Source organism: Rivularia sp. PCC 7116 (genome assembly GCF_000316665.1).
Taxonomy (GTDB): Bacteria; Cyanobacteriota; Cyanobacteriia; order Cyanobacteriales; family Nostocaceae; genus Rivularia.
This window is the reverse complement of the sequence record NC_019678.1, coordinates 6,994,155-7,013,435: the sequence shown is the minus strand read 5'-3', so window position 1 is coordinate 7,013,435 and position 19,281 is coordinate 6,994,155. Positions and strand designations below refer to the sequence as shown.

18 protein-coding genes are annotated in these 19,281 nt (G+C 37.2%); 12 read left to right on the top strand and 6 right to left on the bottom strand.

Features of this window, described 5'->3' with window-relative positions; all coding sequences use genetic code 11:
- Window positions 1-20 precede the first annotated feature (20 nt).
- The 4 genes from RIV7116_RS26985 (at window position 21) to RIV7116_RS26970 (ending at window position 5,616) form a co-directional block, all read left to right on the top strand.
- On the top strand, window positions 21-1,193 hold the full coding sequence (locus RIV7116_RS26985; RefSeq protein WP_015121501.1) for a HetZ-related protein 2: 1,173 nt from the start codon (window positions 21-23) through the stop codon (window positions 1,191-1,193).
- A gap of 198 nt (window positions 1,194-1,391) precedes the next feature.
- Window positions 1,392-2,660, top strand: coding sequence for a type II secretory pathway, ATPase PulE/Tfp pilus assembly pathway, ATPase PilB (locus RIV7116_RS26980; RefSeq protein ID WP_015121500.1), 1,269 nt, complete (start codon window positions 1,392-1,394; stop codon window positions 2,658-2,660).
- A 213-nt stretch (window positions 2,661-2,873) separates the two neighbouring features.
- Window positions 2,874-3,557 (top strand): Crp/Fnr family transcriptional regulator, encoded by a 684-nt coding sequence (locus tag RIV7116_RS26975; RefSeq protein WP_015121499.1) that lies wholly within the window; start codon window positions 2,874-2,876, stop codon window positions 3,555-3,557.
- Between the two features lie 292 nt (window positions 3,558-3,849).
- Window positions 3,850-5,616: a M61 family metallopeptidase gene (locus RIV7116_RS26970; RefSeq protein ID WP_015121498.1), complete on the top strand. Its 1,767-nt coding sequence runs from the start codon at window positions 3,850-3,852 to the stop codon at window positions 5,614-5,616.
- Window positions 5,617-5,807: 191 nt separating this feature from the next.
- Here RIV7116_RS26970 and RIV7116_RS26965 read toward each other — a convergent pair whose 3' ends face one another.
- On the bottom strand, window positions 5,808-6,725 hold the full coding sequence (locus RIV7116_RS26965; protein WP_015121497.1) for an NAD(P)-dependent oxidoreductase: 918 nt from the start codon (window positions 6,723-6,725) through the stop codon (window positions 5,808-5,810).
- A 271-nt stretch (window positions 6,726-6,996) separates the two neighbouring features.
- Between RIV7116_RS26965 and RIV7116_RS26960 the strand changes: the two genes are divergently transcribed.
- Window positions 6,997-7,902 carry a LysR family transcriptional regulator gene (locus tag RIV7116_RS26960; protein WP_015121496.1) on the top strand — a complete coding sequence of 302 codons (906 nt, stop codon included), beginning with the start codon at window positions 6,997-6,999 and terminating at the stop codon, window positions 7,900-7,902.
- Window positions 7,903-8,107: 205 nt separating this feature from the next.
- Here the strand turns inward: RIV7116_RS26960 and RIV7116_RS26955 are convergent, their stop codons facing one another.
- Complete coding sequence (locus RIV7116_RS26955; protein WP_015121495.1) at window positions 8,108-8,845, bottom strand: 2-phosphosulfolactate phosphatase family protein; 738 nt, start codon at window positions 8,843-8,845, stop codon at window positions 8,108-8,110.
- Between the two features lie 277 nt (window positions 8,846-9,122).
- Between RIV7116_RS26955 and RIV7116_RS26950 the strand changes: the two genes are divergently transcribed.
- Together RIV7116_RS26950 and RIV7116_RS26945 are read left to right on the top strand one after the other, a co-directional pair.
- On the top strand, window positions 9,123-9,542 hold the full coding sequence (locus RIV7116_RS26950) for a BlaI/MecI/CopY family transcriptional regulator (RefSeq protein WP_015121494.1): 420 nt from the start codon (window positions 9,123-9,125) through the stop codon (window positions 9,540-9,542).
- Window positions 9,543-9,545: 3 nt separating this feature from the next.
- Complete coding sequence (locus RIV7116_RS26945) at window positions 9,546-10,385, top strand: M56 family metallopeptidase (protein ID WP_015121493.1); 840 nt, start codon at window positions 9,546-9,548, stop codon at window positions 10,383-10,385.
- A 167-nt stretch (window positions 10,386-10,552) separates the two neighbouring features.
- Here the strand turns inward: RIV7116_RS26945 and RIV7116_RS26940 are convergent, their stop codons facing one another.
- A complete protein-coding gene (locus tag RIV7116_RS26940; RefSeq protein ID WP_371261665.1) occupies window positions 10,553-11,080 on the bottom strand; it encodes a hypothetical protein in 528 nt (175 codons plus the stop codon).
- A 91-nt stretch (window positions 11,081-11,171) separates the two neighbouring features.
- Here RIV7116_RS26940 and RIV7116_RS26935 point away from each other — a divergent pair, with 91 nt between their 5' ends.
- The 4 genes from RIV7116_RS26935 to RIV7116_RS26920 all read left to right on the top strand — a co-directional run bounded on the left by RIV7116_RS26935 (window position 11,172) and on the right by RIV7116_RS26920 (window position 14,243).
- Window positions 11,172-12,269, top strand: a complete 1,098-nt coding sequence (locus RIV7116_RS26935) for a M48 family metallopeptidase (protein ID WP_015121491.1) — start codon at window positions 11,172-11,174, stop codon at window positions 12,267-12,269.
- A 178-nt stretch (window positions 12,270-12,447) separates the two neighbouring features.
- Window positions 12,448-13,452, top strand: a complete 1,005-nt coding sequence (locus tag RIV7116_RS26930; protein WP_015121490.1) for a protochlorophyllide reductase — start codon at window positions 12,448-12,450, stop codon at window positions 13,450-13,452.
- Between the two features lie 194 nt (window positions 13,453-13,646).
- A complete protein-coding gene (locus RIV7116_RS26925; RefSeq protein WP_015121489.1) occupies window positions 13,647-13,841 on the top strand; it encodes a hypothetical protein in 195 nt (64 codons plus the stop codon).
- 78 nt (window positions 13,842-13,919) lie between these two features.
- Entirely contained in the window at window positions 13,920-14,243 is a 324-nt protein-coding gene (locus RIV7116_RS26920) for a hypothetical protein (protein WP_015121488.1), read from the top strand.
- 6 nt (window positions 14,244-14,249) lie between these two features.
- Here RIV7116_RS26920 and RIV7116_RS26915 read toward each other — a convergent pair whose 3' ends face one another.
- Entirely contained in the window at window positions 14,250-15,437 is a 1,188-nt protein-coding gene (locus RIV7116_RS26915) for a DUF4336 domain-containing protein (RefSeq protein ID WP_015121487.1), read from the bottom strand.
- A gap of 520 nt (window positions 15,438-15,957) precedes the next feature.
- Between RIV7116_RS26915 and RIV7116_RS26910 the strand changes: the two genes are divergently transcribed.
- Window positions 15,958-17,019, top strand: a complete 1,062-nt coding sequence (locus tag RIV7116_RS26910) for a 3-deoxy-7-phosphoheptulonate synthase (RefSeq protein ID WP_015121486.1) — start codon at window positions 15,958-15,960, stop codon at window positions 17,017-17,019.
- 113 nt (window positions 17,020-17,132) lie between these two features.
- On the opposite strand, the gene RIV7116_RS26905 is transcribed toward RIV7116_RS26910, so the two are convergent.
- Together RIV7116_RS26905 and speE are read right to left on the bottom strand one after the other, a co-directional pair.
- Entirely contained in the window at window positions 17,133-17,897 is a 765-nt protein-coding gene (locus RIV7116_RS26905) for an isoprenylcysteine carboxylmethyltransferase family protein (RefSeq protein WP_015121485.1), read from the bottom strand.
- Window positions 17,898-18,030: 133 nt separating this feature from the next.
- On the bottom strand, window positions 18,031-18,915 hold the full coding sequence (gene speE / locus RIV7116_RS26900; RefSeq protein ID WP_015121484.1) for a polyamine aminopropyltransferase: 885 nt from the start codon (window positions 18,913-18,915) through the stop codon (window positions 18,031-18,033).
- Between the last annotated feature and the right edge of the window lie 366 nt (window positions 18,916-19,281).

Genomic DNA, 19,281 nt, shown 5'->3' with positions numbered 1-19,281 from the left:
TGTGATAAGTGGGGGTTGTGATGCAAACTTTAAAGCAGGGTTTTGAGGAGCGCAATCTCAATATGACATCTGAAGCAGAAAAACTGGCACAGTATTGGCAAAATCGCTTGGCTGATGAATGTTCTGGGCATAGCGAAGTCACAAGAGCCAGCATAGTCAAGTGGCTAATAGGAAGCGACAAAGAACGTTTTGACAATTTAAATCTTAAAGAATTAAAAATTGCCAAGCAAGCGATGGAATATCGCTATAGGATTTTGTGTCAACGTTATTTAGGTATGGGTAGAGAGCGTGCCTATCGCAACCTGGTTACTCGTTTGGGAAGCCTTACGACATTGCGATCCAAAATTCAAACTTGGATTTCATTAAGTCGCGATCGCCAGCGTAAGGTATTGGATGTGTTGCAAGAGATACTCCAAGAATTATTGCAGAGCGATAAATATATGGTTTCTCAAATGGCTTGTATTTCTGAGTTTACCCAAGATAGTAGATTGAGAAATGCCTTGGTATTCGCCAGCTTAGAAGAGTATTGTATGCGACCAATACGCAATCAACCGTTGTTGGTATATCGTTTTGTTAACTATTTGAAGAGAACTCAAAGAGGTGGTTTAACCCAGGTACCAACAAAAGATATGGTGCGCTTGGTTTCTGAAGAAGTACTTGGTGAAGACGGTGAAAATCGAGTTAGTTTAGTCGATCAAAACGCCATAGAAGATTACCAGGAAGAAGAAAAAGCCCAGGCACAACAGCTACAGCGTCAACTGGTGAAAGATGAATTTGCAGAGTATCTCAAAGAAAACTTGGGAGAAGACGCAACAATGTGGTTGAAACTGTATCTTAAAGGCTTAACCCAAGATGCCATTGCCAAAAAATTAGGTAAACCCATCAAAGAAATTTATCGTTTGCGGGAAAAGATTGGCTATCATGCGGTACGGGTTTTTGCTCTTAAAGATAAACCGGAATTGGTAGCAAACTGGTTGGAAACTTCTTTGCTAGAACATAATTTAGGACTAACGCCGCAACAGTGGGAGAAATTGCAAGAAAAAATATCTCCCGTGCAGAAGCAAATTTTGGAGATGTCGAAAATGGGTAAAACGACAGAAGAAATTGCTAAAAATCTCAAACGCAAAACTCATCAAGTGATGGGAGAGTGGACAAAGGTTTATTTAGCGGCACAAGCTATACGCAGCGAATAAGATGACGCTCGCATCTTGCAGCATTTGTATCCTCGACTCGATAACCAAGTCAAGCTCTTAGATGCAGAAGAATACTAAAGTTAATTATGATTCGTAGTAATTAATTTAACTTTCGCCAGCTAAAAAGTTTTTGACAAAATAGTGCCAAATTACTGATGGAGCGAATAGTATGGAGTAAAATATTAAGCGATTTGACCTATGTTGTCTTCCGAAGGCAAACCAACTGATACTAGTTCGGCAAATGCCAATCACAAGCCATCTAAGACTATAGGGACTGACGGTGCATCATCTCTCGAACAGAACCAACAACTAGAACGCGAACAGATATTTCGACTTATTGAAGAAGGTATTCTGTGTTTTGAGGCTTGCCTCTACCATCAAATTTTACCTTTGAAGTTAGAATACAACAGTCTGTTGTTGGGCATCGTTAACCCTAAAGACACGGTAGCATTAGATTATGTTAATAGTATCTTATCTTACTTAAAAATTCGGGTAATAACTCGAACCGTGTCTGCTGATACTCACCGCATCATATTGTCAGAGTATCTTAATCACAAAAACGCATGTGAAGAATCTAAGCTACATGAAAAAGAAACTCAAGTAGATTCTAATAATTCACAAAATAATCCGGCAAAAGTTGTTAATAGATTAGATGTAGAAGATTCCGAAGAAGAATCACAACCAGGAGATAATACATTAATACTGTTTGATTCTTCTGCGGGAGCTAACTTCAAAAATTTATCGGCAAAAGAAATTAAAAAACCTCCTGTGGGCAAGCCCTTAAAGTCAGACAAGCAAAATACACCTGAAAATACTGGTGCAGATATCTTTGAAATTATCTCCGCACAAAATATCCCTTTATTAAGACTGCCTCTTCCAGAATCATTCAATGCTGATGAAACACTGTCAATGCTTCCACCAAAGCAATTACTCAATGAATTATTAGCAAGAATTCTTGAAGGAGGTATAGGTCGTTTATATTTAGAAAGGCAGCCTTATCAAGGAAGAATACTCTGGAGTTTAAATGGGATAGTACAGTCAGTGGTAGAAGAATTACCATTGTCGGCGTTTCAAGGCGTACTCAATGAATTAAAGCGGTTAGGTTCTTTACCTATAAGGACATTATCGCAAGCAAAACAAGTCGAAATAGAATGTTTATATCAAAAACAGCGCTTGTTATTGCGTCTGCGAGTCATGCTAGGAGTGCATGGGGAGGAAGCTACTTTACAGGTATTGCGTGGAGCCGCATTAAAATTTTATCAGCAGCAGCAGTTAACACGTCTGAGTCGCGATGCTTTAGGAGCTTCCCAGCAGCTAAACTATAAAGTACGCGAACTACAACAAAGACTGACTTTAAACAAACGAGAATTAAATCCCCAGCAATCCCAAGCTTTAGACTCCTTAAGCAAACTTATAGACAATTTAGACCATCATTTGAGAATACTTACTGAAATTTCCAACATGTAAATTAGTATTGAGTGAATAGTCAGTAAAACCGCTGATGAGTATTCGCAAAGCATTGTGTTGTAATAGAGACATAAACCGTTAGCTAAGCAGGAATGCGGTTTGATAAAATCACATTTTGCAACCGTAATCTGCTGAATATTAGGTTATAGATACGCTTTTATCTATACATTTTTAAGCTGTTGAGTTTTTTAATCTATTTGTGGCAGATATTTCATGCAGACAGAGGTTTTTAGTGAAATTTTCCCTTTAATGAGTACGGCTAATCCCCAAACTTTAGAATGGCTGCTCAACGTTGCAACAATGCACGAATATCCAGCAGGAAGAGCCGTTTTAATGGAAGATTCTTGGGGTAATGCAGTTTATTTTATTGTTTCAGGTTGGGTAAAAGTTAGGCGTACTACCAGCGAAGACTCTCGCGCTTTAGCGATTTTGGGCAAAGGTGATTTTTTCGGCGAAATGGCTATTTTAGATGAATCTCCCCGCTCCACCGATGTAATTGCTCTTTCTCCGGTGGAGTTGATTAGCGTATCGAGGGAAAGTTTTATTCAGATACTATTTAAAGATCCCCAACTACATCACCGAATGCTGCAACTGATGGTAAGACGGTTGCGTTATGTTAACTTACGTCTGCAAATGCGAGCTGCACCACCAGCAGTTAAGTTATCTCATACGTTGGTTTCTTTGGGTGAAAGTTACGGTGAAGAAGCTCCAAAAGGGAAAGATATTTACAATATTCCTTTTCAAGATTTAGCCGATATTACCGATATCGGAATAGAAGAAACTACCCAAATTATGGAAAAGCTGCATGAAAAAGCTTGGGTAAACATCAATACAACTCAAGATTTAATTCATCTTCTTAATTTCAAGCAATTGGTAAATTTAGCTGGCAGAATTTAAGTTAAGTTTTTGTGCAATAGTTTAAGTTATTTATGAACCTGGTTTGGAAAAACCGGGTTTTTTGATTAATACCATTTGTTTATAAAGATGCACCGAATTTAGCCCATGCAGATGGGCTTTGTTTGGATAGCCCCAGTCTTATAGGCTGTGGGTGTTCTCTTATTTTCAGCAAAACCCTTGAATAAACTCGGATTTTAAGAAAATCTTACTTTTTGTCTTTGTTGGAGAGAAAGCATATCAAACTGTAGATTATAAGTTAAATTAAAAATTCTTGACCGATAACTCAAAACAAATGACATTAGGTACAGCTCCTCATCTCCCAAATTCTGCAAAACAAGCTACAGCAACAATAAATTACCAAGTTGCAATGCCTCATCCAGAAAACCATCTGTTTGAGGTTACTTTACATTTAGTAGATTATTCATCATCGGCTTTAGATTTGAAAATGCCGGTTTGGACTCCTGGTTCTTATTTAGTGCGGGAATATGCCAAGCATTTACAAGATTTTTCCGCAACCAGCCATAATAAAGCTTTAAATTGGCAGAAAATTGGTAAAAATCATTGGCAAGTTGAGACAAATGGAGCTTCCGAAGTTACTATAAAATATCGTATTTTCGCGAATGAATTAACAGTACGGACAAATCATTTAGATCCAACCCACGGTTATTTTAATGGAGCGGCAATATTTTTTAGAATACCGGAATTTGATAAGCAACCGATTCGCGTTGCTGTTGAAACGCCCAATCCTCAATGGCAAGTCACTACTACACTGCCAGTAGTTGAAGAACAAAAAAATACTTTTATTGCTGCGGACTTTGATACCCTTGTAGACAGTCCTTTTGAAATCGGTACCCATCAGCTACATGACTTTGAAGTCAACGGAAAACCCCATCAATTAGCGATTTATGGCAAAGGTAATGTCAAAGTCGAACCATTAATTGAGGATATCAAGAAAATCGTCGAAGTTGAAGCAGATATGTTTGAGGGTTTACCTTACGAACGATATCTATTTTTGCTACACTTATCCGCACAATCCTTTGGTGGGTTAGAACATAAGGATTCTTGCTCCTTAATTTATCGTCGTTTTGGATTTAGCGATCGCGAAAAATACGAACGTTTTATGCAGTTAGTGGCTCATGAATTCTTCCATCTATGGAATGTAAAGCGAATTCGTCCCAAAGAATTAGAAGTTTTTGATTACGACCAAGAAAACTATACACCTTCTTTGTGGTTTTGCGAGGGAACTACAAGCTATTACGACTTATTAATTCCTTTAAGAGCGGGAATTTACGATGTTGATTCATACTTGAATAATTTAAGTAAAGAAATAACTCGATATCTAACCACACCAGGGCGTAAAGTACAGCCAGTGGCGGAATCGAGTTTCGATGCTTGGATTAAACTTTATCGTCAAGATGCTAACAGTCCAAATTCTCAAATCTCCTATTATTTAAAAGGGGAAATGATTACATTATTGTTAGATTTGTTGATTCGTTCCCGCCATCAAAACCAGCGCTCTCTTGATGACGTAATGCTGAAATTATGGCAGAAGTTTGGTAAAGATGAAATTGGTTATACTGCTGAGGAATTAAAACAGGTTATCGAATCAGTAGCGGGTAGTGATTTAACAGAATTCTTTGAACGTTATGTTAGCGGTAGAGAAGAGTTACCTTTTAACGAATATCTCGAACCTTTTGGTTTAAAGTTAGTTGCAGATAAAGTGGATGAACCATTTTTAGGAATTAAAGTAGTTAGTAATAATGGAAAAGAATCAGTAAAATTTGTAGAATATGATTCTCCCGCACAAGTTGCCGGAATAGATGCTGGTGATGAATTATTAGCAATTGACGGAATTAAAGTAACCGCAAATAAATTAAGCGCAAGATTAAAGGATTATCAGCCGCAAGAGAATATTGAGATTACTGTATTTCATCAAGATGAATTGCGAACTTATAGCGTTACCTTAGCAGAACCCCGTGCGAATAAATATCGGGTAGCACCAGTTGAAAATCTTTCTAATCCTCAGAAAGATAATTTTAATGGGTTTCTTGGAGTGTAGTTTATTAGTTGTAGGTTGGGTTAGACACGAAAATCAATTTAATTTGTGACAAAAATGCTAATTTATCGTGTCGTCACCTAACATAAATTTTGTAAGATTGTTCAAAACGATGTTGGGTTACGGTTCAAATCTAATTTATTTATTTTTGATGGTGTATCTTCGTGAACCTAACCCAACCTACAAAATGCCAACTAAACAAAAAGTTTTGCAACACCGGTAATATTGTCGCCACCATATCCCTTATCAACAGCATCCAAATAAACTCGATGAATTGCTTCCGATATTGGACTTGCTGCTTCAACATCTTTAGCAGTTTGCATCACGTAACGAAAATCTTTTTCTACCAAATCAATCGGAAACATTGCTGCATGATTGCCTTTCAATATTAAATTTGCTGCATTCTTCGCTGCTGGGCTAGTTACGGGTAATTCGGCTAAATATTGAACTGCTTTTTCTAATCCAAACCCGTTTTTGATCAACATCCCAATAATTTCACTAATAGCAGCAACTTGAATACCAAACATTGCATTTACAGCTAATTTCATCGCCATTCCCTTACCAATCTCTCCCGCATGATTGATTTTTCCACCACCGGCAGATAAAAAAATATTTTCTGCTTGCTTCAAGGTTTCAATTTCTCCACCTATCAAATAAATCAAATTTCCGCTATCTGCTTGGGGGCGAGTACCAACTACCGGAGCATCCAGAAAGGCAATTCCGCTGTGTTTGAATTCTGTTGCTAATTCTTTTACCCAACTTACTGTTAAAGTACTCGATTCGATTGCAATTGCACTTTGACGCATTGCTGATAATGCACCGGTTTCCGAATCCAACCAAACTGCTCTCGATGCATCGCTATCTGTAACCATGCTAATAACAACATCAGCTTCTTTAACTGCAAGCTTCGGTGTAGTCGCGACAACTGCACCTTTTGCCGCTAAAGCTTCTGTAGGTTTAGGAGAGCGATTCCAAACCGTTACGCTATATCCTGCTTTTAACAGATTAACACCCATGCGCGAACCCATCGCACCAAGTCCGAGTACGGTTACTTTCTGCTTATTCATATTTGATAATTTAATTTGACGGTGAATACAATATATTTGCTGCATCAAAAACAATAAATAGCAATTGATGAATTAAACTCATGTAATTAACGCACGAATCACAAACCTGCTTTTTTTGAAAAACCAGGTTTCTAAATATCTGCATTTTTGGCGTTGCTGATTAAAATATGATTTGCCCCCCAACCCCCAATTCTGGGGGAGATAAATCATTTCAAGTCCCCCAGAATTGGGGGATTTAGGGGGCTAGTAAATGCTAGAAAAATAAATTCATATTTCAATTGGGCAACGCCGCGTTTTTTATATAAATTACTTAAAAATGGATTTATCCGTACTGCAAACTTTTGTGGAAGTGATGCGACACGGTAATTTTGCATCTGTCGCACGAGAAAGAAATATCGATCCATCTTCTGTATCGCGAACAATTGCTGGTTTAGAATCGGAACTCGGTATTAGGTTATTTCAGCGTACAACCCGTAAACTGTCGCCAACCGAAGCAGGAATAGCTTACTTTGAAAGAATTGAGCCGCTTATCGAAGAAATCCAACAAGCAGCAGCAGTTGCAAAGGATATTTCTGGAAACCCTAAAGGAACAATCCGGGTTACGGCTTCGGTTTCTTTCGGGCTTAAGTGTATTGTGCCGTTGTTACCCAAGTTTGAAGCGAAATATCCAGAATTGACAGTAGATTTATTACTTACAGATTCAGTTGTTGATTTATTTACTGAAAGAATTGATGTTGCAATTCGTTTAGGACAACTTACTGATTCAACATTAATTATTCAACAATTGATGCGAACTCGTTATTCTGTTTGTACAAGTCCAGATTATTTACAAAAATACGGAAAACCGCAAAAACCGAAAGATATCGAGCAGCATAATTGTTTGCTTTTTCCCTTAGTTGGCTTTAGAACAAGATGGATATTTAAAGATAAAATTGGCAACAATCAAGAAATTTCCGTTAGCGGAAACACGATTATTTCAAATGCTATAGCACTGCAACAGTGTGCAATTTCAGGAATGGGTTTAACCCTGCTTCCCCATTGGCTAATTGATGAAGATATTCGTAGTGGTAAATTAGTTAAGCTATTTCCAGATTACGAAGTTACCGCCACAGATTTTAATACCGCAGCTTGGCTAGTTTTTCCGAGTCGTGCTTACATGCCTCTTAAAGTAAGGGTATTTGTTGAGGAATTGAAAAATTATATTTCAGCGTCTAAGTTGTGATTTTTAGGTTGTAGATTGGGTTAGACACGAAAACCGATTTAATTAGCAACGAAAATTTGAATAATCGTGTCGTAACCCAACATTTCTATAGTAAATGAAATTGCTTCATACCGATAAGTTAATGTTGGGTTACGGTTCAAACATACATTGTTGGTTGGTGATTAGATTTAAAGTGAACCTAACCCAACCTACAAGCAGGAATATTTTATCCTTGTCTTTTCAAAATTCCCGGCTCTTGCTGCATTGGCAAAACATCTAAAGTATCAATTTCGGAACAGTATTTTAAATCATCATTGCAATCCAAACCTAATAAACGTTTACCGTGACTAGCATGTTTAAACATTTGCAATAAATTATCTTTCCATTGAGAATAAAGTGCCATTGCCGCAACGACTTCATCATTACCTGCTACTTCATCTATAGATAACTTAGTTTTTTCCAATAGATGAGCAGCAATTGCACCAGCACAAGCAGTATCCTCAAGAGAGTAACTACCTTGCCATCCCGAACCCACTATCCAAACATTTTCTGGCTGATTCTTAGCTAAATACTCAACCACAGTTGTCAGATTTACAAAAGCTCCCGTAATAACTGTTTTAGCCTCTTGTATCCTTTGTAAAGCACGAGTACCGTTGGTAGTACTAATAAACAAGCGCTTTCCCTCCACAACTTCCTGTTTACAGTCGAGGGGAGAATTTCCCAAATCGAAACCAGGAACCTTCGCACCTCCCCTTTCTCCAGCCCGCAGGCGTTTTTCGGCAGGAAACTTATCGCTAACTTCTACCAATTTGTCCAAATCGCTGAAAAATTGAACAGCTTCACCACCACCAGCTAAAACCGTTGCCATTGTTGTAGTCGCACGCAACACATCAACCGCGATCGCGCATTCTGGCATCTTGTCTGTGGGAGTTTCTTCTGGAGCATGATAAATAAATAACTTCATCCGCTTGATACACTTGCCTTTATATACTGCCGAGATTTTAATACGCTGCCGGTGTTAATGGGAAAGTTGAAAGAGTGAGGGGGAAGAGGGGGAAGAGGGGGAAGAGTGGGAAGAGGGGGAAGAAATAAATTATTTATTGTTAACTGCTCACTGTTGACTGCTCACTGTTGACTGCTCACTGCTCACTGGTTACTGTTCGCTGTTAGCTGTAATCTGGAAACAAGAACGATATTTTAGCTGACATCTAAAATTCAAAATCCTCAAATCTCAAATCTAAATGGCTCCTTTACCAGATTACCGTCCCAAACAACTTTCTCTAGGTCCGTTGGAAGCAGAAATTCTAAATATTGTTTGGCAGTTAGGCAAAGCTAGTGTAAAAAATGTACACGACCGCATTTTAGCCGATCCCAATCGCGAATTAGCTTATACTTCAGTTACTACCGTGCTGCGACGACTAACAGATAAAGGTTGGCTTGAATGTAATAAAAGAGGAAAAGCTTTTTACTGGCAGCCGCTGTTAACAAAGCAGCAAGCGGAAGTTATTAAAGCCCACGAGCAGTTACAGCAATTTCTTAAAGTGGGAAATCCCGATGTAATTGCCGCTTTTGCAGATAGTTTAGATGAAGCAGATTCTGCGAAAATACAAGCAATAGCAAAACGAATTGAAGCTGCGCGACAAGCAAGGGAGGAGAAATAAAAAATGCATTTACTGATAATTTTTTTAGCTTTGATGGTTGCTTACATCACTAGATGTCAATGGAATCAAAGCTCAGCTAAATGGAATGAGCGCTGGCACAAAGCACTATTTTTCTTTCTATTTCCTCCCTTGTTAATTTTCATGACAACGTTTGCTTTATTGTTTATGGGACCTCAAGGTACCATGGGAGGATTGCAAACTGGTTGTTATGGCTATTTAATCGCATTAATTTGTATGGCGTTTTTCGCCGTCGTCTGCATTAAACAGGCATGGCTGGGATGGCTATCTGTAAAGTCTACTCGCAATTGTCCAAAAGTTGATGTAGCCGGAACACAAGTTCGCTTGCTCGATACAGGGGCATTATTTGCCGGACAAATTGGCTTTTTGAAACCTGAATTAGTCTTAAGTTCTGGATTATTAAAAACTCTTTCGAGCAATCATATAGAAACTGTCTTAGCTCACGAACAAGGACATTATTATTACCAAGATACGTTTTGGTTCTTTTGGTTGGGTTGGATGCGAGAATGTACTTCTTGGTTGCCTTACACTGAAACTTTATGGCAAGAATTACTAACTTTACGAGAATTACGAGCTGATGCTCATGCGGTTTCATATGTAGATCCCTTGCTGCTAGCCGAATCCTTGCTCATGGTTGTTAATAGTTCACCGATATCTTCAGAAATTCTTTGTGCAGCATTAGGTTCCCCCCATGCTAATCGTTTAGAAGAAAGAGTCGAAGCCCTTTTATCTCAACCACAACCTACTCCAGAGGTTAAATTCACTTCTTTAAAATGGCTTTTATGGACTTTTATTCCTTTAGTTAGTGTTGTATTTCATAGTTGATTATGAATTGGGAATTGGGCATTGGACATTGGGCATTTGGAATAGATAAGAGTGGAGAGTTATTTTCTCTTGTCTTCCTTATCTCCTTTTCCCCTCTTCCCTGCCTATGCTCCTAAAATTTGAAAATATAGATTTAAGTTATACCGGTTATCTTAAACCTTTGACTTTTAACCTTTAACCTTTAACCTTCGCGTAGCGCTATACCAATTCCGAAATAACAAAGTTGCTCTATCGGTAGGGACATTGCATTCTTTTGTTGTGTTGGGAATTTCACCAATTTGAGATTCAATTACTATTTTGTCTTCAATAACGGGCTTGATAAATTCTTCCGCAATAGATGCTTTTGATATTTCATCAGTTTCTCCTAACACCAAAATAGTTAATATATACCTAGTTTGATGTTCGTTAATTGGTACCCCAAACAAATGAACGCGAACTGGTACCCCCATTTCATCAAACTTCAATACAACCAGATTGGGCTGATGCCATTCCAATGCAAAGCCAGAGGGAATATTATCAAAACGATTAAAAACTTTAATACTTTCTGCGGTTTTTTCTATTTCATATTCTGCAACACTTTTTGCTTCTAAAGCTTTTTTGCCAATAGCGCCACCGAAAGAGTTACGATGCACAAATGGCAGATGCACAAAATCCATTGCGTTTTCTATAATCCTCGTCCAGTGAGCTTTCCAGATTTCGCTATGAACGTAGTAAGACTGTTGCGATCGCTTTAAACTTTCAGGAATTTTGTTAGCCTGGGAATTTATTCCAAGGTGGTTGTTGCGAATGGTGCAAGATATGACATTTTTAAAGTCAAAACTTTATCATAGAAAATATTTAATTTCAAATAAACATAACAAGCCAAAAATGAATTCAAAACTAAACTCAGAAAATATCCAAAAATTACAAAAAGCCTTAGCCGAAAATCCTAACGATATTAATCTCATGAATACCTTAGCTATTGGATATTTGAATAATCCTAGCTTGGTGAAAGATAAAGAGGATTTGAGATTAATGGAAAAAGCATATGCAACAAAAAAGACAATTAAATCGACTCATAACCTAGCTTGGTTTTATTTTTTAGAGTGTTGGGGAAGTTTAGAAAAAGCCCTTGAAATACAGAAAGAATGTATATTAATGCAACCTAAAAGCTTTTATCCATACTCTCTTTATGGCTATTTGCTTTTAGAAAATAATCAACTGCATGAAGCTATCGAAAATTTAGAAATTGCCTACTCTAAACATAAAAGTAGAGAGATAACCCATAATTTAGGTACAGCATATGCAAAGTCAGGTAATTTTGATATTGCTAAAGAATATTTGGTTGCAGTAACTAACGATAAAGATATTGAAAATAGAAGTAAGCACAATTTAGCAATAGTCAAAATTCAGCTTGGGGAAAAAGAAGATGCTCGGAAGATAGTAAAAGAATTAGAACAAGAGATTAATAAATGTGATGAAATTGATAGTTTTGAAGTAGCTTATCTATATTATCTCTTGAATGATTACGATAGTGCATACAGTTGTTGCCAAAACTGTGACTGGAATCATTATGCTTTATTCAGTTGGCAGCATATTCCTTATTTAATATATATAAACGATATAGATACATACCATAGATTAGTTGCTGGTGAAATTGATAATCAAGAAAATTTGATAAAACAAATTAAAGACAATCATCAAAACTGGGATGATTACAGTGAAGAAGAAAAACAAGAAGAATTAGTAGAATTAAAGTCAGAAGTGATGCGATTGACTAATTTAGAGAAAAAATTTGCATTAGATAAGCCAAATATAAATATAAACAACTATTACTTATTGGAAAGCTGCGGATGCTTGTTATTTGGCTGCGATGAACACGGAAATTTACAAGACGATCGATAAATAGAATTATGGCGTTAAATTGACAACTATTAACGGAAGCATATCTTTAGCTTAGACAAACTTTCCTTAATAATCTTAATATTCGTAAAGTACTCTTAACAAAAGCAATAGTAAGCAAGCAAGTTATGAGAACATATTTAAAATCAACCTTGATAAATAGATATAGAAATTTAAGATTATGGCACAAGATAGCAAATCAACGGTTGTCATCACGGGTGCTTCCTCTGGAGTAGGCTTGTACGCTGCGAAAGCTCTTGCACAGAAAGGATGGCATGTAGTAATGGCTTGTCGCAACTTGGAAAAAACTCAAAAAGTTGCTAATGAAGTGGGAATGTCATCCGATAGCTACACCATCATGCATTTGGATTTGGCTTCTTTAAATAGCGTGCGTCAATTCGTTAACACTTTTCGTGAAAGCGGTAAATCTCTTGATGCTTTGGTGTGTAATGCTGCGGTGTATTTACCTTTAGCTAAGGAGCCACAAAGAAGTGAAGACGGGTATGAATTAAGCGTTGCCACCAATCACTTGGGGCATTTCTTGTTATGTAACTTGATGTTGGAAGACTTGCAAAAATCTTCTGCTCCTGAAGCGAGGTTAGTGATTTTAGGAACTGTAACAGCTAATCCTAAAGAATTGGGAGGAAAGATACCCATTCCCGCACCTCCAGATTTAGGAGATTTAAAAGGTTTTGAGGAAGGTTTCAAAGCACCGATTTCGATGATTAACGGTAAGAAATTTAAAGCGGGTAAAGCTTATAAAGACAGCAAGCTTTGCAATGTTTTAACCATGAGAGAATTACACAGACGCTATCACGAATCCACCGGGATTGTATTTAGCTCGCTTTATCCCGGATGCGTTGCTGAAACTGGTTTATTCCGCAATCACTATTCCCTATTCCAGAAAATATTCCCGCTATTCCAAAAGAATATTACCGGCGGATATGTATCCGAAGAATTAGCTGGTGAAAGAGTTGCAGATGTAGTTGCAGAGCCAGAATATAATAAATCCGGTTCATATTATAGTTGGGGAAATCGTCAGAAAGAAGGTAGAAAATCTTTCGAGCAGGAAGTTTCTAACGAAGCCCTAGATGATGATAAAGCACAGCGTTTGTGGGAATTAAGTGCAAAGTTAGTAGGAATTGCAGACGAGCAAGCTGTTGGTGCTGCTGCTGGTGCTGTGTGAAGATTGATGTTTTCGTTCCCAGGCTTTGGCTTGGGAATGTATTTGATATGTATTTTTTAGAAACATAAATATTAAATTATTTACCCTTCTAAATTTTCATCATTATTAATAAAAACTAGCCTGAAAATAATTAACAATAAATTTGGGGACAAAATTAGTTGTCCCCAAGTATTTAACATTTAGGAGGTGATGCATTGAGCAAAAACGGTAACGGTCATAAGAAGGTTTTTAACCCAGTACGAATTTTTATTCGTTTGTTGTTAGGACAATGGGAAAAACGCGACTTGGTGAATGATGAAACTTATCTCGTAAACTCTGAAGTCGTCAAAGACGATTTGGATGATATGAGTGACGAAGAATCAGAATTTCCTGAAAATGACCGTAACTAATTAACAATTTAGCCCCTAGCTCGCCTCTAGGGGCTATTCTTTAACTGAATGTTATAGATAATTTTAAGATAAAACATTATGTCCGCTAATGCCACTATTGTTTATCCTGTTTATTATCGATTAATTGTCCGACGTAATAAGAGTTGGTATTTTACAAAGGGTGAACCTTTTGTGAATTTATTTAACGTACCTTGGCTTGAACAAGAAGATTTATTTTCATTATTTGATATTTCGATGAAGCAAGTAGCTAATGAACTAAGATGCATCAATGGTGGAAAACAAGGTTATTATATCGCTAATATTTTGGATAAGAAATATTACTATTGCGGTAGTGAATGGCAAGATGTGAAAAACAAGCTTAGGGAATTAGGAATTGGTAAAGATAATCCTATTGTTAAGTGATAAATATTAAACCTTCTCTTTGGCTGAAGGAATCCCCAATTTATCCAAAGTAGCGTCAATCTCTTCTAAAACCTGAAAATCTTCTTGTGGTAAAGTGCTACCGCTATATTTTTCTAAAAATGAAAATGCTTGTCTAAATTGATTTGGTGTAGCTTCTATTGGTGCATCAAAGTGACAGGGAATAATTCGTTTAAAATCCCATTGTGCTATCTTTTCAGCCCATGCAATAGTTGCTTGTGGTGCCCGATTTAAAATTAAAGTTTGTAAAATTGGTGCTACGAATAATCTACCATCACCCCGCAAAGCTTCAAAACAACGCTGCCAATCTTGTTTCCACTGAAAAGGGTATAAGCCAAAATAATTTTTTTTAGAGCGTTTTGGAGCTTTAGCAGCATCGCGAAAGACTTGACTCCACTTAGGTACATCTAAAACGCTGGGACGAAAGTATAAACCAAATAAAGCAATTCGCTGCCATCCTTTACGACGATTTTCGGGGTTGTCTGCAACGATGTCGGTTGCTTTATCTCTGGCGTGGAAAAGTAAGGGATAAGAATCTAACTGAATTATGGCAGGAGGTTGTTCGGGAACGGAAACTATTGAGTCCGTAACTAAAAGTGTTTTGGATGATTTATGAAATAATGCGACTTCAGCAAATTTCCCAGCACCAAGTTCGATGGGACCTAGAATTTCGTAGTCAAACTGATTTGCAAAAGGTGTTTTGTTGCTGTCTTCTGGAACTACTTGAGTACGCTTAGCAGGTATACCCAACCAACTGAGGGGAAGATTTACGGGAAAGCTCCATTGTTTGGGTGCTACAAATACTTGGGAATCGGGAAAGCGTCTGGCAAATGGGCCAACAAATATTTTATGCTCTAAACCAGAAATAGTAGGTAAAATTATGTATTTAATTCTGCCATGTTCTGCCACTAATTCCTCAACCAAACGCACGCATTCAGGAGTCGGTGCTACTGGCGCATAAACTAATAAACCTCCTTCTTCCAGCTTTACTACCGTCATGCGAATGGGAACGACAACATAGAAAATGCCTTGAAGCTGGTCAAAAGTCCAAATAGTATCTTTAACTACTTCCTTACGGATTGTTTGCCGTTTACCAAATGGATAAATTGGCAAAGTAAACCAGAATTTCCATGAGTAGTCTTGGGAATTATTTTGTTGTTTTGAGGTTTCAAGCATTTTCAGGAATTAGGAGTTAGGAGCTATATTTATTATTCGCTGTTAACTGTTAACTGTTCGCCGAATAATTATTCACGATTTTTCAAGAAACTTTATTATCTCACAAAGATTTATTGACTTAAATACAGAATTTACGCGATTGTCACAATATCGAATTGATGCGTGACACTGCAACCCTTATTATTACGTTTAAGATAACTCAAAGTGTCACACATCCCACAATCAACAATGTGCTATCTGCGTAATTCCTGAAATTATTAAGGCTATCTTAAGTCGAAGTTTGAGCAAGCAACCAACAGCATAATTTGCGTAGTTAAACTATGGCTGGCAATCTATTCCATAACAAGGGTATGCAACAAATTTAATCCTCAAGTTTCGTAAGCCTATATCTAGTTTTAGAAAATCTAAAATACTATAAATAGTTCAAACAATTGATAATTTTAGGTAAATTTTAGTTTTTAGCAATGGTATCTTTTTGGATACAATGTATAGATAAATTCAGTGTTGAAAGTAAAATCATATGACCCTAGGACAATCGATTCGTCAGAAGGTATTCGATGCTAACATTGAGAATTATCACGTTTTATTGACACCACAAGAAGTTAAATCAAAATTACCTTTAACACCCTCAGCGGAAGCAAATGTTGTAAAGTACAGACAAGAGTTAAAGGATATATTAGATTTTCAAAATAGAAGAAAATTTATTGTAATTGGTCCTTGTTCGATTCATAATACAGAACTAGCTTTAGAATATTCTCGAAGATTAAAGCAGCTTCAAGAAAAAGTTGAAGATAAGTTGCTGTTGATTATGAGGGTTTATTTTGAAAAACCTAGAACAACGGTAGGCTGGAAAGGTTTAATTAATGACCCAGACATGGATGATTCTTTCCGTATCGAGAAAGGTATCTTGACTGCACGGGAATTGCTGATAAAAATCAATGAATTAGGATTGCCCGCAGGTACGGAAGCTCTAGATCCGATTATACCTCAGTACCTCAGCGAATTAATTTCTTGGTCTGCAATTGGCGCACGTACCACCGAGTCACAAACTCACCGGGAAATGTCTAGCGGGCTTTCCATGCCAGTTGGTTTTAAAAATGGTACGGATGGTAATATTCAAGTTGCTTTGAATGCTTTGCAGTCAGCTAAAAATAGCCATCATTTTCTAGGGTTAAATCGACAAGGACAGGTTAGTATTGTTCAAACCAAAGGAAACAATTACGGGCATGTAATTTTACGTGGTGGTGGTGGACAACCAAACTGCGATCGCGAAAGTGTTAAATTTACCGAAGAACAACTCAAAAAAGCAAATTTACCACCAAGGATTGTTATTGATTGCAGTCACGGCAATTCAAATAAAGACTATAGAAAGCAACCAGGTGTTTTAGAAGATATCGTTAACCAAATAGTGGAAGGCAACACATCTATCGTGGGTGTGATGTTGGAATCTAATTTACATGAAGGCAATCAAAAGATTCCTAGCAATTTAGAAGACTTAAAGCATGGTGTTTCCGTAACGGATGCTTGTATCGGTTGGGAGGAAACAGAACAAATTATTTTAGCCGCTCATGAAAAGTTGTAATTAATCAGCGGTAACTTGATGGTAATGTTACAAGTTGCAACCTCTTTCCTTTTTGTGGGAGAGAGGTTTTGTATTTGTGAATCAGATTATTAAGGGAAATGGCTTTACGTACTTTAATTTTTCCAAGGAAATAATCCTCCAACTTCGTCACGATAGCGTTGATATTCTTCCCCATAAATACGAATTAAGTCTCTTTCTTCCAAGGCTATTCCAATTAATATATAAAATGTAAGTGTTATTGATAAAATGAGATGGTCAAGTTTCATATATGGAGTTGCCCATAAACCTATCAGTAAACCGGTTTGGATTGGATGACGGTTAAAGTTGTACATCCAGCGCTTCATAAAGGGAAATTCTTGATAGGTTTCTCCTTTCCAGTAAAGATATACCTGACGCAAACCAAATAAATCAAAATGATTAATGGCAAAAGTGGCGAGAACAAAATAAATCCAACCGCAGCCAAATAATCCCCAAAAAAAATATTTTAGTTTTATATTATTAACCGACCAAATTGTTATTTGTATCGGCTGCCAGAAGTATAATAGTGTAGCTAAAGCGATAGCAGAAAATAACACATAGGTACTTCGCTCCACAGCAACGGGTATTTTTTGCGTCCACCATTGCTTAAAAAATGGACGTGCCATAATGCTATGTTGCAGCCCAAATAAAAACACTAAAAGTAGATTAATAGATAGTGCTAAAAAAATAGAGTTTTGATTTAAAGATATTGAAGCTAACGGGTGTTTTCCTGCGCTGTAAAAAATTAAATATAGTATAGTCAGCATTGCGATCGCGTAAGCAGCAATTCCGTAGATAAGTAGGGCGAATCGTTTACCCCGCGAGGTTTGGGTTAACTGTTGTTTTTTTCTAAATGTCATTATATCGGCTCTGCTCTACCCAACCTATTACCATGCAAGGCTTAGATTAAGAGGTTTATAGCGAGCGATTTGTTTTTGCACAAAGTTCGTAGTAGTGCCCTATGCCCTATGCCCAATTCCCAATTCCCAATTCTCAAATCATTTCTTGAATAAACCCAGGTAAAGCAAAAGCTGCTTTATGAACCTCTGTGTTGTAGTAACGTAAATTATGTTCTTTGACAAATTGTGCTGCCCTGTCGCCATCTAAATTTTCTATTGGATGAACACCTTGTTTAGAACAATAAGTCAAACTCCACATACCCGTGGGATACATGGGAATAAATACTAAATAGCAATGTACCGAATCGTTACCAAAAACCTGCTTGAGACATTGATTTAAATCAACAAAAGCCTTGCGATGAAAAATTGGCGATTCACTTTGTACCGTTACGACTCCACCAACACGAAGAGTGCGATACACATCTTGATAAAAGGATTTTGTAAATAAACCTTCCGATGGTCCCACAGGATCGGAAGAATCAATTATTACCAAGTCATAGGAATTATCGGCAGCATTTTGAACGAATTTAATGCCGTCATCTATAAGCAAATTCAACTTTGGATGCTCCAAAGCCGATGAAATAGTAGGTAAAAATTCCTTGGAAGCACGTACCACCGCTTCATCGATTTCTACCATTGTAATTCGCTCAATTCCTTGATGCCGCACTAGTTCGCGAATAGTACCACCATCACCAGCACCAATTACCAACACATCTTTTACATGAGGATGAGTCAACATTGGTACGTGAGCAATCATTTCATGATAAGCCGCTTCATCCGCTTCGGTACACATCACCATGCGGTCGATAGTCAGCATTTTTCCTCTATCATGAGTATCAAATACTTCTACTGTTTGAAAGGGCGATACTTCATGAAAAAGCCTTTCTCCTTTCAAACGAATGGATATAGCAAAATTTCCATTGCTATCTGTTACCCATTCGGTAGCATTTATTTTACTGGGTTGCTCTGAAATAGTCATTTGTAGATGCGCGGCTTTTTTGGGAATTTACCAGCCTTTAAGTATATGGTTTTAGGTTACTTGATTCAAGCTGGGAATTGTATCAATTTTAATTAAGGCTCTGCCTGGGAATAAGAACATAAAGTTTAGAAAGAAGCTGATATTTTCGTTAATTGAATAATCTCGATAATATGATGCATGAATATATTTTTTAAGTAAGAACTTTTGTAGAAAAAAGTATTAAAGAACCGAAATTGTTGCCCTAGATGCTTTATAAAAGCTTGCCCTGATGATATGTTTGTAATAACAGATTAGCTTACCGCTACAACACTTCTGTTGATTTTTCTGTTTGTTTTAATTAGCTTCGGTTCTTATGTCTTGATGCAG